This window comes from Kitasatospora sp. NPDC127060 (assembly GCF_042724935.1).
In the GTDB taxonomy this organism is placed as follows: domain Bacteria; phylum Actinomycetota; class Actinomycetes; order Streptomycetales; family Streptomycetaceae; genus Kitasatospora.
In genome coordinates, this window is record NZ_JBHXEG010000039.1 from 39,935 (window position 1) to 53,241 (window position 13,307).

Genomic DNA, 13,307 nt, shown 5'->3' on the forward strand with positions numbered 1-13,307 from the left:
GGGTGGACATGGACTCGTCCGACTTCGCCGACTCCGGTGAGTTCGCCCCGCTCGCCGACGGCCTCGGCGACCCGGCCTTCGGAGATCCCCGCGACCCCGGCAACCGCCCGGCCCGGCTGGCCGTCGGCGTGGTCGGCACCGGCCGGGTCGGCCCCGCGCTGGGCGCCGCCCTGCAGCTGGCCGGGCACACCGTGGTCGCCGCCTCCGGGGTCTCCGGCACCTCCCGCCGGCGCGCCGAGGCGCTGCTGCCGGGCGTGCGGATCGTCACCCCGCCGCAGGTCATGGCCGCCGCCGACCTGGTCCTGCTGACCGTCCCGGACGACGCGCTGGCCGACCTGGTCACCGGGCTGGCCGCCACCGGCGCGGTCCGCCCCGGCCAGCTGCTGGTGCACACCTCCGGCGCGCACGGCGTCGGCATCCTGGAGCCCGCCACCCGGGCCGGGGCGCTGCCGCTGGCCCTGCACCCGGCGATGACCTTCACCGGCACCTCCGTCGACCTCGCCCGGCTGGCCGGCTGCCCGTTCGGGGTGACCGCCCCCGAGGAGCTGCGGCCGGTCGCCGAGGCCCTGGTGGTGGAGATGGGCGGCGAGCCCGAGTGGGTCCCCGAGGAGGTCCGCCCGCTCTACCACACCGCCCTCGCCCACGGCGCGAACCACCTGGTCACCCTGGTCGCCCAGGCGATGGACCTGCTGCGCACGGCCGGCGTCGCCGAGCCCGGCCGACTGCTCGGCCCGCTGCTCGGCGCCGCCCTGGACAACAGCCTGCGCTCCGGCGACGCGGCCCTCACCGGCCCGGTCGCCCGGGGCGACGCGGGCACCGTGCGGCGCCACCTGGCGCAGCTCAGTACGGTGTCCCCGGACATCCCGGCGGCCTACCGCGCGATGGCCCGTGCCACCGCCCAGCGGGCGCTCGCCAACGGGACGATCGACGACGCGTCGGCGGCGGCGCTGCTGGACGTACTGAACGAGGAGAAGCGCTAGATGGCACGCGGTAAGCAGCCGAGCAAGGCCCAGCGGGCGCCGAAGGTCCACCGGGCCGTGGTCACCCACACCGTGGACGACTTCGAGGCCGCGTTCTGGCCGGACGAGCAGCCGGTGGACAACGCCGTGGTGATGACCATGGGCGCCCTGCACGAGGGCCACGCCGCGCTGATCCGGGCCGCCCGCAAGCAGGTCGGCCGGGAGGGCCGAGTCGCGGTGACGGTCTTCGTCAACCCGCTGCAGTTCGGCCCGTCCGAGGACCTGGAGCGCTACCCGCGCACCCTGGACGCCGATGTGAAGCTGGCCGAGGAGAACGGCGCGGACGTGGTCTTCGCGCCGTCCGTCGACGAGGTCTACCCGAACGGCGAGCCCCAGGTGCGCCTGGCGGCCGGCCCGATGGGCGAGCGCTTCGAGGGCGCCACCCGCCCCGGTCACTTCGACGGCGTGCTGACCGTCGTCGCCAAGCTGCTGCACATCACCGACCCGGACTTCGCGTTCTTCGGCGAGAAGGACGCCCAGCAGCTGGCCCTGATCCAGCGGATGGTCGCCGACCTGGACTTCGACGTCGAGATCGTCGGCGTGCCGACCGCCCGCGAGGAGGACGGCCTGGCGCTGTCCTCGCGCAACCGCTACCTCTCCGAGGAGGAGCGCGGCCAGGCGCTCACCCTGTCCAAGGCGCTGTTCGCCGGCCGGGACGTCGCCGCGCAGGGCCCGAAGGCCGTGCGCGAGGCCGCCTCCGCCGTCCTGGACGGCGCCGAGGGCGTCACCCTCGACTACCTCGCCCTGATCGACCCGCACGCCTTCACCGAGGCGGCGGACGACTTCCAGGGCGAGGCGGTGCTGGCCGTCGCCGCGAAGGTGGGCTCGACCCGCCTGATCGACAACGTCCGCATGATCGTCCGGTAGCACCGACGGCTCGTCCGGCGCACCGGCAGTCAAGAACCCCCCTTCAGGCATGCACTCACAGGAGGCGTGACCCGCAATGCTCCGCACCATGCTCAAGTCCAAGATCCACCGGGCCACCGTGACCCAGGCCGACCTGCACTACGTCGGCTCGGTCACGGTGGACGAGGACCTGCTCGACGCCGCCGACCTGCTCCCCGGCGAGCTGGTCCACATCGTCGACATCAACAACGGCGCCCGGCTGGAGACCTACACCATCGCCGGCCCGCGCGGCACCGGCGTGATCGGCATCAACGGCGCCGCCGCCCGCCTGGTCCACCCGGGCGACCTGGTCATACTCATCGCCTACGGGCAGATGGACACGGCCGAGGCCAAGGGCTACGAGCCGAAGGTCGTCTTCGTGGACGAGCGGAACCGGATCACCGGCCTCGGCGGGGACCCGGCCGAGGCCCAGGAGGGCACCGGACTGCTCCGCGGGGACGCGGCGTACCGTGGCGAAGACGGCGCGGTCACCGCCGCCACGCGCTGAAGGAGCCACTGAGCCATGTCCGTTACCCATCGCCTCACCGCCCCGAACCCCGGGTGGACCGCCACCACCGACGTGGTCGTGGTCGGCTCCGGGGTGGCCGGTCTCACCGTCGCCCTCAACGTCCGCAAGGCCGGCCTGCGGGCCATGGTGGTCACCAAGTCGATGCTGGACGAGGGCTCGACCCGCTGGGCCCAGGGCGGCATCGCGGCCGCCCTGGGCGAGGGGGACACCCCCCAGCAGCACTTGGACGACACCCTGGTGGCCGGCGCCGGCGTCTGTGACGAGGAGGCCGTCCGCACCCTGGTCACCGAGGGCCCGGACGCCGTCCGCCGGCTGATCGCCACCGGCGCCCTGTTCGACCGGGGCGAGGACGGCGAGGTCCTGCTGACCCGCGAGGGCGGCCACCACCGCCGCCGGATCGTCCACGCGGGCGGGGACGCGACCGGCGCCGAGGTGTCGCGCGCCCTGGTCGCCGCCGTCCGCACCGACCCGGGCATCGAGCTGATCGAGCACGCGCTCGTCCTCGACCTGCTGACCGACGCCGAGGGCCACGCCGCCGGGCTGACCCTGCACGTGATGGGCGAGGGCCAGCGCGACGGCGTCGGCGCCGTCCGGGCCCGCGCGGTGGTGCTCGCCACCGGCGGCATGGGCCAGGTCTTCTCCGCCACCACCAACCCGGCGGTCTCCACCGGCGACGGCGTGGCGCTGGCGCTGCGGGCCGGCGCCACCGTCACCGACCTGGAGTTCGTCCAGTTCCACCCCACCGTGCTCTGGCTGGGCCCGGACGCCGAGGGCCAGCAGCCGCTGGTCTCCGAGGCGGTCCGCGGCGAGGGCGCCCACCTGGTCGACGCGGACGGTGTCCGCTTCATGGTCGGGCAGCACGAGCTGGCCGAGCTGGCCCCGCGCGACGTCGTCGCCAAGGCGATCACCCGGCGCATGCAGGAGCAGGGCGCCGAGCACATGTTCCTGGACGGGCGGCACTTCGGCGCCGAGATGTGGGAGCACCGCTTCCCGACCATCCTCGCCTTCTGCCGCGCCAACGGCATCGACCCGGTCACCGAGCCGATCCCGATCGCCCCGGCCGCGCACTTCGCCTCCGGCGGCGTCCGCACCGACCGGCACGGCCGCACCACCGTCCCCGGCCTGTACGCCTGCGGCGAGGTCGCCTGCACCGGGGTGCACGGCGCCAACCGGCTGGCCTCCAACTCGCTGCTGGAGGGCCTGGTCTTCGCCGAGCGGATCGCCGCCGACCTGGCCGGCCGGCACGCGGCCGGCGAACTGCCCGAGCGCGCGGTCGACGTCGCCGCCGCGCGCGCCGCGCGGCCCGTCCCGCTGCCGCCGTCCGAGGCCCGGGCGGAGGTCCAGCGGCTGATGTCGCGCGGCGCGGGCATCCTGCGCTCCGCCGCCTCGATGGCCGACACCGCGGCCGGGCTGGCCCTGCTCGCCGAGCAGGCCCACTTCCACGTGGCCGAGGAGAAGCCGGCCGATCCCCGGGTGGAGACCTGGGAGGCCGCCAACCTGCTGCTGGTCGCCACCGCACTGGTCGCGGCCGCCGCGCAGCGCGAGGAGACCCGCGGCTGCCACTGGCGCGAGGACTTCCCCGAGCGCGACGACGCCCACTGGCGGCGCCACCTGATCACCACCCTCGCCGCTTCCGGCGACCCCGTCAGCACCCCCGAGGAGCAGTAGAACCATGACCCACTCGCACGAGGAACTCCCGCTGGCCGACCAGGGCGGCTGCGGCGACGGCTGCGCCTGCGGGGACGGCGAGGGCTACGAGACCGGCCTGGACCCGCAGCTCGCCGAGCTGCTGGAGGCGGCCGGGCTGGACCCGATCGAGGTCGAGGACATCGCCACCCTGGCGCTGGCCGAGGACCTGGCCGGCGGCGAGGACGTCACCTCGGTCGCCACCGTGCCCGCCGAGGCCGTCGCGACCGCCGACTTCACCGCCCGCCAGGCCGGCGTGGTCGCCGGTCTGCGGGTCGCCGAGGCGGTCGTCTCGCTGGTCTGCGAGGAGGAGTTCGAGGTCGAGCGGCACGTCGAGGACGGCGACCGGGTGGAGGCCGGCCAGGTGCTGCTGTCGGTGCGCTCCCGCACCCGCGACCTGCTGACCGCCGAGCGCAGCGCGCTCAACCTGCTCTGCCACCTGTCCGGCATCGCCACCGCGACCCGGGCCTGGGCGGACGCCCTGGAGGGCACCGGCGCGGTCGTCCGGGACACCCGCAAGACCACCCCGGGCCTGCGCGCGCTGCAGAAGTTCGCGGTCCGCTGCGGCGGCGGCGCCAACCACCGGATGGCGCTCTCGGACGCCGCCCTGGTGAAGGACAACCACGTGGTCGCGGCCGGCGGCGTGGCCGAGGCCTTCCGGGCCGTCCGGGCCGCGTACCCGGAGCTGCCGGTCGAGGTCGAGGTGGACGAGCTGGCGCAGATCCCGCCGGTGCTGGACGCCGGGGCGGACCTCATCCTGCTGGACAACTTCACCGTCGACCAGCTGAAGGAGGCCGTCGCGCTGGTGGCCGGCCGGGCGAAGCTGGAGGCCTCCGGCGGACTGACCCTGGCCAGCGCGCGCGAGGTCGCCCAGACTGGTGTCGACTACCTGGCCGTGGGCGCGCTGACCCACTCCTCGCCGATCCTGGACATCGGCCTGGACCTGCGCGCCTGACCGTCAGGTCGAGAGCGGTTCCTGCCCCGACCCCGTCCCGACTCGCAGAAAGCGTCCCCGTGCTCCTCACCATCGACGTCGGCAACACCCAGACCACACTCGGCCTGTTCGACGGCGAGGAAGTGGTGGAACACTGGCGGATCTCCACCGATCCGCGCCGCACGGCCGATGAACTGGCGGTGCTGCTGCAGGGGTTGATGGGCAACCACACCGCGGTCCGGGAGGCCGCGGTGGAGGGCCTGGCGATCTGCTCCTCCGTCCCCGCCGTGCTCCACGAGCTCCGCGAGGTGACCCGCCGTTACTACGGCGACGTCCCCGCGGTGATCGTGGAGCCCGGCGTGAAGACCGGGGTGCACGTCCTGATGGACAACCCCAAGGAGGTCGGCGCGGACCGGATCGTCAACGCACTGGCCGCCAACCACCTGTACGGCGGCCCGTGCATCGTGGTCGACTTCGGCACCGCGACCACCTTCGACGCCGTCAACGCCCGCGGCGACTACGTCGGCGGCGCGATCGCCCCCGGCATCGAGATCTCGGTCGAGGCGCTCGGCGTCCGCGGCGCCCAGCTGCGCAAGATCGAGCTGGCCCGCCCGCGCAACGTGATCGGCAAGAACACCGTCGAGGGCATGCAGTCCGGCATCCTCTACGGCTTCGCCGGGCAGGTCGACGGCCTGGTCGAGCGGATGGCCCGGGAGCTGGCCAAGGACCCGGACGACGTCCAGGTGATCGCCACCGGCGGCCTCGCGCCGCTGGTCCTCGGCGAGGCCGCCACCATCGACGAGCACGAGCCCTGGCTGACCCTGATCGGCCTGCGCCTGGTGTACGAGCGCAACCGACCGACGAGCTGAGCCCGGCCGGGCCGATCGTGCGGAATTCCGCGCGACGTTACCGACAAATCGGATATTCGTCACGTAGTGTCAGCCCATGCCTACGCCACACGGATCGCGCGGCGGCATGGCCTTCAGCGCCGACGAAGTCCGCGTGCTGCGCCGAGCCCTCGCCCAAGCCCTGCACCCCGCAGTCCCCGTCCACCTCCAGCTGCCCGACCGGACGGCGTTCGCCGGGCCGGGCGCCGAACTGTGGGCCGAGGACGTCCAGGACGCCCTGCGCCTGACCGAGGCGATCGACGAGGCCGTCCAGGAGGGCGGCCGACTGCGCGCCTTCCTGCTCGCCGACCTCGGCCGCTACCGCGCCGCCCTCCCCGGCAGCGCCGCCGGCTACCTGGAGCGGCTGGAGGAGGCCGTGACCGACGGCTACCTGCCCGGCCCCGAGGACCTCACCGCGCTGCGCGGGCTGTCCCGCCAGCCCTGCGGCCACGGCGAGCGGGCCCGCCGCTCCCGACTGGCCGGGCGCTGCCACGCACTGGCCGAGGCCGCCGTCCGCGAGCGGCTCGCGCTCACCACCGGGCACCCCCGCCACCTGGTGGCCGTACCGAACCCCGCCGCACCACCGAGCAGTCACCCCACCCCTGTAGGAGGACGGACCACGATGAGCAGCACCGACTCCCGGGACTCCCGCCCGGAGCAGCCCGCCGCCGCGCAGACCCCGCCCCGTCCGCACCGGATGCCCACCCCGGCCGAACTCTTCGGCCGCCGCCCCAAGCCCCCGGCCCACTCCGCCCCGCCGGCCGACCCGTCCCCCGAAGAGATCGAACTCCGCACCGGCACCGGCTGATCCCGCCCCGCCCAGTCCCCGGAGGGGAGGCCGTCGACCCGACGGCCTCCCCTCCGGTGTCATCCGGTCGCGGAGCACGGTGTACGGCTGGCTACCCTTGTGGGGTGAGCGATCAGAGTCTTGTTCCCGCGACCGACGACCTTCCCGAGCAGATGCGCGTCCGGCGCGAGAAGCTGGACCGGCTCCGGGCGGCCGGGGTCGACCCGTACCCGGTCGGATTCCCCCGTACCAGCACCATCGCGGACCTGCGTGCCAAGCACCCGGACCTCGAGCCCGACACCGCGACCGGCGAGCGCGCCGGGATCACCGGCCGGGTGATCCTGTCCCGCACCGGCGGCAAGCTCTGCTTCGCCACCCTGCGCGACGGCAGCGGCGACCTCCAGGTGATGCTCTCCCTGGACAAGCTGGGCGCCGAGCGGCTGGCGGCCTGGAAGGCCGACATCGACCTCGGCGACCAGGTCGGCGTCGAGGGCGAGGTGATCACCTCCAAGCGCGGCGAGCTGTCCGTGATGGTGGACCGCTGGGAGCTCACCGCCAAGTGCCTGCGTCCGCTGCCGGACAAGCACAAGGGCCTGACCGACCCGGAGGCCCGGGTCCGCCAGCGCTACCTCGACCTGATCGTGAACCCCGAGGCGCGCGAGATCCTGCACCTGCGCAGCAAGGTCGTCCGCTCGATCCGCCGCACGTACGAGGACCGCGGCTACATCGAGGTCGAGACCCCGATGCTGCAGCCGGTGCACGGCGGCGCCAACGCCCGTCCGTTCAAGACGCACATCAACGCGTACGACATCGACCTCTACATGCGCATCGCCCCCGAGCTGTACCTCAAGCGGCTGGTGGTCGGCGGCGCCGAGAAGGTCTTCGAGATCAACCGCAACTTCCGCAACGAGGGCGCGGACGCCACCCACAACCCCGAGTTCACCTCGCTGGAGTCGTACGAGGCCTACGGCGACTACAACACCCAGGCCGAGCTGATCCGCGAGACGATCGTCAACGCCGCCCGGGACGCCCTGGGCACCACGGTGATCAAGGGCGTGGACGCGCACGGCGTGGAGCACGAGATCGACCTGGCCGACCCGTGGGAGGAGGTCGGCGTCTACCCGGGCATCTCCGCCCACCTGGGCGTCGAGGTCACCCCGGAGACCACCGTCGAGGAGCTGCGCGCGCTGGCCACCGAGCACGGCATCCCGTTCGAGAAGGACTGGGGCCACGGTCAGATCGTGCTGGAGATGGTCGAGCGGCTACTGGAGGAGAACGCCGTCCGGCCGACCTTCATCAAGGACTACCCGACCGAGGTCTCCCCGCTGACCCGCCAGCACCGCTCGGTCGCCGGCGTGGCCGAGAAGTGGGACCTGGTGATCTTCGGCACCGAGATCGGCACCGCCTACTCCGAGCTGGTCGACCCGGTCGAGCAGCGCGCCCGGTTCACCGCGCAGTCCCTGCTGGCGGCCGGCGGCGACGTCGAGGCGATGCAGCTGGACGAGGACTTCCTGCGCGCCCTGGAGTACGCGATGCCCCCGACCGGTGGCCTCGGCCTCGGCGTGGACCGCCTGATCATGCTGCTGACCGGCAAGAACATCCGGGAGACCGTGCTCTTCCCGCTGGTGAAGCCGGAACCGAAGGCTTCCGCCGCGACGGCGGAGAAGACCGAGGAGGACTGACCTGATGGACTACGTCAGCGCGATCGTGCCGCCGCTCGTCATGGCGATCGGCTTCGGATTCCTGGTGCGGGCCATCGTCCGCAGCCAGGGCGGGGCCCAGAAGGCCAAGGAAGACCTGGACTGATCGACTGACGCCGTCAGCCGCCCGAACCACCGCGCGCCGTCATTCCCGATTCCCGGGGGTGGCGGCGCGCCGGTTTGGCGCACTTCACAAGATTTGCCCCATTCACTCCCTATCCTGGCCGGACTATGGTCCGGCAACTCGGCGAACTTGAGAACGCCATCATGACCCGGGTGTGGCGGTGGAACCGACCGGTGACGGTTCGCGAGGTTCTCCTGGACCTGCAGTCGGAACGCGAAATCGCGTACACCACGGTGATGACCGTCCTGGACAAGCTGCACAGAAAGGGCTGGTTGCGCCGCGAGCGGGCCGGCCGGGCCTATCGATATGAACCGGTCTCCTCGCGCGAGGCGTACACGGCGGCCCTGATGAACGACGCCTGGGCCACCAGTGACAATCCCGCGGCGGCACTGGTCCACTTCTTCGGCCTGATGTCGCCGGAGCAACGCGAGGCACTGCGGGACGCGTTGCGGGTGGCGGCTCTGTTCCCGTCCGATCCGCCGGCCGCGGAATCCCCCGCGGACGGCCCGGATACCGGCGGAGCGGATACCGGCGGGACCGCGCCGGGCGCGACGCGATAACGTCCCGCCATGGAGGTCACCATCCGCCGCGCGCGGACCACGGACGTACGGACCGTACGCGGGCTCATCGACGCCTACTCGCGCGACGGCATTCTGCTCGACAAGCCCACAGTCACACTGTTCGAATCCGTCCAGGAGTTCTGGGTCGCGGAACGCGACGACAACGGCGTGGTGGTGGCCTGCGGCGCCCTGCACGTGATGTGGGAGGACCTCGCCGAGGTCCGTACGCTCGCGGTCGATCCGTCCTGCCGGGGCTTCGGGATCGGGCACCTGCTGTTGGAGAAGCTGGTGCAGACGGCTCGCTGGCTGGGCGTCCGTCGGATTTTCTGCTTGACGTTCGAGGTTCCGTTCTTCGCGAAACACGGTTTCGTCGAGATCGGAGAGCTCCAGGAAACCGATGATGGTACGACAGACCCGGCGGCGATCGCTACGGATGTCTATGAAGAACTTCTCCGCTCGTACGATGAAGGTGTCGCCGAGTTCCTTGACCTGGAGCGGGTGAAGCCCAACACACTGGGCAACTCACGCATGCTGCTGCACCTCTGAGCGGCTCCGGGCCGGTCAAGGGTTTGTGTTTTCCGGAGAAAGGCGCTTTCCTTTCCTTAGGCAATGGGTCGTTTAGCGGAAAGGGAAGCCCGTGGCACAGAGGGTGCAGGTCATTCTTGAAGACGATCTCGATGGCGGTTCGGCGGACGAGACGGTGACGTTCGCGCTCGACGGCGTTGCCTACGAGATCGACCTGAAGAGCGCCAACGCGGACAAGCTGCGCGGTCTGCTGGCGCCCTACCTGGAGAAGGGCCGCAAGCAGAGCGGCCGGCTCGCCGGCACCCGGCGTCCGGGCCGCGGCACCGCGGCCCGCCCGTCCGGCAGCGCTCCCGACACCGCGAAGATCCGCGCGTGGGCCAAGGAGCAGGGCATGGAGGTCAACGACCGCGGCCGGGTGCCGAGCACCGTCCGCGAGGCCTACGACAAGGCCAACGCGGCCTGACTCCGGCGCCACCGGCCCGCCGGGGCGGATGCGGGGCCCCGGCGACCGCGTACGGCACCGACGACACACGCGCGGGGCGCGGAGGGGTCTCCTCCGCGCCCCGCGGCACGCACCCGGACGACCGGGGCACCACCGGTACCGGCAGCCGCGTCGGCACCGGCGGCCGGGGCGGCGGGCTCGGGCGGCGGAACAATCACGAGCTGTGCAACGCTGTAGGAGCGAAGCGGTAACGCGGACACCCCGGGACGGCGTACAACCGGCCCCGGCCGCCGTCGAACCAGCGCCACCGCGGCCCGACTTCTCGCCAGGCGAACACCGCCACCGCGGAAACTGCGCGAGAACCGCCCCGATACCGGGTATGAATGCAGGTGGACGGGTTCTTCGACCTGTCCAGGGGCAGCATGTACGACCGGCCGGAGTGGGTCCGGCTCCGCCCCGGCGGCTCTTGTTCGCCGATGGCGTAGCGGATTCCGGTGCATCCGGCCCACCTGTGGGAACACCGATTCCCAGCATCAGGTTGGGATTGGTGTCGGCTGGTCGCGCAGCATCTCGCTCCTCTACCGGGGGAGTGAATCCGTGGGCCGCGCCGCTGAGCGGGACTAGCATGCGGAAGGACAGGGCGGGGACGGACCCCGAACTGCCCGACCGCTCTGAGGAGCGATAAACGATGTTCGAGAGGTTCACCGACCGCGCGCGGCGGGTTGTCGTCCTGGCTCAGGAAGAAGCCCGGATGCTCAACCACAACTACATCGGCACCGAGCACATCCTCCTGGGTCTGATCCACGAGGGCGAGGGCGTCGCCGCCAAGGCCCTGGAGAGCCTCGGGATTTCCCTTGAGGCGGTGCGCCAGCAGGTCGAGGAGATCATCGGCCAGGGCCAGCAGGCCCCGTCCGGTCACATTCCCTTCACCCCCCGGGCGAAGAAGGTCCTGGAGCTGTCGCTCCGGGAAGCCCTGCAGCTCGGCCACAACTACATCGGCACCGAGCACATCCTGCTCGGCCTGATCCGCGAGGGCGAGGGCGTCGCCGCCCAGGTCCTGGTGAAGCTGGGTGCCGACCTCAACCGGGTGCGCCAGCAGGTCATCCAGCTGCTCTCCGGCTACCAGGCCAGCGGCGGCAAGGAGTCGGCCACGGCCGGCGGGCCCGCCGAGGGCACTCCGTCGACCTCGCTGGTCCTGGACCAGTTCGGGCGCAACCTCACCCAGGCCGCCCGCGAGGCCAAGCTCGACCCGGTCATCGGGCGCGAGAAGGAGATCGAGCGGGTCATGCAGGTGCTGTCCCGCCGCACCAAGAACAACCCGGTCCTGATCGGTGAGCCCGGCGTCGGCAAGACCGCCGTGGTCGAGGGCCTGGCGCAGGCGATCGTCAAGGGCGAGGTTCCAGAGACGCTCAAGGACAAGCAGCTCTACACGCTGGACCTGGGCGCCCTGGTGGCCGGCTCGCGCTACCGCGGTGACTTCGAGGAGCGCCTGAAGAAGGTGCTCAAGGAGATCCGCACCCGCGGCGACATCATCCTGTTCATCGACGAGCTGCACACCCTGGTCGGCGCGGGCGCCGCCGAGGGCGCCATCGACGCCGCCAGCATCCTCAAGCCGATGCTGGCCCGTGGCGAGCTGCAGACCATCGGTGCCACCACCCTGGACGAGTACCGCAAGCACCTGGAGAAGGACGCCGCGCTGGAGCGCCGCTTCCAGCCGATCCAGGTCGCCGAGCCCTCGCTGCCGCACACCATCGAGATCCTCAAGGGTCTGCGCGACCGCTACGAGGCCCACCACCGGGTCTCCATCACGGACGCCGCCCTGGTCGCCGCCGCCACCCTGGCCGACCGGTACATCTCGGACCGCTTCCTGCCGGACAAGGCGATCGACCTGATCGACGAGGCCGGTTCGCGAATGCGCATCCGCCGGATGACCGCGCCGCCGGACCTGCGCGAGTTCGACGAGAAGATCGCCGACGTGCGCCGCGAGAAGGAGAGCGCGATCGACGCGCAGGACTTCGAGAAGGCCGCGTCCCTGCGCGACGACGAGAAGCAGCTCCTGCAGGCCAAGGCCAAGCGCGAGAAGGAGTGGAAGGCCGGCGACATGGATGTCGTCGCGGAGGTCAACGAGGAGCTCATCGCCGAGGTCCTGGCCACCGCCACCGGCATCCCGGTCTTCAAGCTGACCGAGGAGGAGACCTCCCGGCTGCTGCGCATGGAGGACGAGCTGCACAAGCGCGTCATCGGCCAGAAGGACGCCATCAAGGCGCTCTCCCAGGCCATCCGGCGCACCCGTGCGGGCCTCAAGGACCCGAAGCGCCCCGGCGGTTCGTTCATCTTCGCCGGCCCGTCCGGCGTCGGTAAGACCGAACTGTCCAAGACGCTCGCCGAGTTCCTCTTCGGCGACGAGGACGCGCTGATCGCGCTCGACATGTCCGAGTTCTCCGAGAAGCACACCGTCTCCCGGCTGTTCGGCTCCCCGCCCGGCTACGTGGGCTACGAGGAGGGCGGCCAGCTGACCGAGAAGGTCCGCCGCAAGCCGTTCTCGGTCGTCCTCTTCGACGAGGTCGAGAAGGCCCACCCGGACATCTTCAACTCGCTGCTGCAGATCCTGGAGGACGGTCGCCTGACCGACTCCCAGGGCCGCGTGGTCGACTTCAAGAACACCGTCATCATCATGACGACCAACCTCGGTACCCGGGACATCTCCAAGGGCTTCAACCTGGGCTTCGCGGCCACGGGTGACACCCAGACCGGGTACGAGCGGATGAAGGCGAAGGTCGGCGAGGAGCTCAAGCAGCACTTCCGCCCCGAGTTCCTGAACCGCGTCGACGACATCGTGGTGTTCCACCAGCTGTCCGAGGAAGACATCATCCAGATCGTCGACCTGATGATCGACAAGGTGGACGAGCGGCTCAAGGACAAGGACATGGGCCTGGAGCTCAGCGTCGAGGCCAAGAAGCTGCTGGCCAAGCGCGGCTACGACCCGATCCTGGGTGCCCGTCCGCTGCGCCGCACCATCCAGCGCGAGATCGAGGACCACCTCTCCGAGAAGATCCTCTTCGGCGAGCTGCGGGCCGGCCACATCGTGGTCGTCGACGTGGAGGGCGAGGGCAAGGAAGCCAAGTTCACCTTCCGCGGCGAGGAGAAGTCGGCCGTCGCGGACACCCCGGCCGCGGTCGCCTCGTCCGGTCCGGACCTGACGAAGTAAGCCAACATTTAACAGACAACT

12 protein-coding genes are annotated in these 13,307 nt (G+C 71.7%); all 12 read left to right on the top strand.

Annotated elements, in window-relative coordinates:
• Window positions 1-8: 8 nt before the first annotated feature.
• Window positions 9-980, top strand: a complete 972-nt coding sequence (locus tag ACFWIS_RS21760; RefSeq protein ID WP_380456218.1) for a Rossmann-like and DUF2520 domain-containing protein — start codon at window positions 9-11, stop codon at window positions 978-980.
• Window positions 981-1,886, top strand: coding sequence for a pantoate--beta-alanine ligase (gene panC, locus ACFWIS_RS21765; protein ID WP_380456216.1), 906 nt, complete (start codon window positions 981-983; stop codon window positions 1,884-1,886).
• A 76-nt stretch (window positions 1,887-1,962) separates the two neighbouring features.
• Entirely contained in the window at window positions 1,963-2,412 is a 450-nt protein-coding gene (gene panD / locus ACFWIS_RS21770; protein WP_380456214.1) for an aspartate 1-decarboxylase, read from the top strand.
• Between the two features lie 15 nt (window positions 2,413-2,427).
• Window positions 2,428-4,101, top strand: a complete 1,674-nt coding sequence (locus ACFWIS_RS21775; RefSeq protein ID WP_380456212.1) for an L-aspartate oxidase — start codon at window positions 2,428-2,430, stop codon at window positions 4,099-4,101.
• 4 nt (window positions 4,102-4,105) lie between these two features.
• Complete coding sequence (gene nadC / locus ACFWIS_RS21780; protein ID WP_380456210.1) at window positions 4,106-5,074, top strand: carboxylating nicotinate-nucleotide diphosphorylase; 969 nt, start codon at window positions 4,106-4,108, stop codon at window positions 5,072-5,074.
• A gap of 59 nt (window positions 5,075-5,133) precedes the next feature.
• Window positions 5,134-5,922 (top strand): type III pantothenate kinase, encoded by a 789-nt coding sequence (locus tag ACFWIS_RS21785; protein WP_380456208.1) that lies wholly within the window; start codon window positions 5,134-5,136, stop codon window positions 5,920-5,922.
• A gap of 76 nt (window positions 5,923-5,998) precedes the next feature.
• Window positions 5,999-6,748 (top strand): hypothetical protein, encoded by a 750-nt coding sequence (locus tag ACFWIS_RS21790; RefSeq protein WP_380456206.1) that lies wholly within the window; start codon window positions 5,999-6,001, stop codon window positions 6,746-6,748.
• A 104-nt stretch (window positions 6,749-6,852) separates the two neighbouring features.
• Window positions 6,853-8,409 (top strand): bifunctional lysylphosphatidylglycerol synthetase/lysine--tRNA ligase LysX, encoded by a 1,557-nt coding sequence (lysX, locus tag ACFWIS_RS21795; protein ID WP_380456204.1) that lies wholly within the window; start codon window positions 6,853-6,855, stop codon window positions 8,407-8,409.
• 249 nt (window positions 8,410-8,658) lie between these two features.
• Entirely contained in the window at window positions 8,659-9,111 is a 453-nt protein-coding gene (locus tag ACFWIS_RS21800; protein WP_380456202.1) for a BlaI/MecI/CopY family transcriptional regulator, read from the top strand.
• Between the two features lie 9 nt (window positions 9,112-9,120).
• A complete protein-coding gene (locus ACFWIS_RS21805; RefSeq protein ID WP_380456200.1) occupies window positions 9,121-9,657 on the top strand; it encodes an amino-acid N-acetyltransferase in 537 nt (178 codons plus the stop codon).
• 91 nt (window positions 9,658-9,748) lie between these two features.
• Complete coding sequence (locus ACFWIS_RS21810) at window positions 9,749-10,099, top strand: Lsr2 family protein (protein WP_380456198.1); 351 nt, start codon at window positions 9,749-9,751, stop codon at window positions 10,097-10,099.
• Window positions 10,100-10,766: 667 nt separating this feature from the next.
• A complete protein-coding gene (locus ACFWIS_RS21815) occupies window positions 10,767-13,286 on the top strand; it encodes an ATP-dependent Clp protease ATP-binding subunit (RefSeq protein ID WP_380456196.1) in 2,520 nt (839 codons plus the stop codon).
• Window positions 13,287-13,307: the final 21 nt, after the last annotated feature.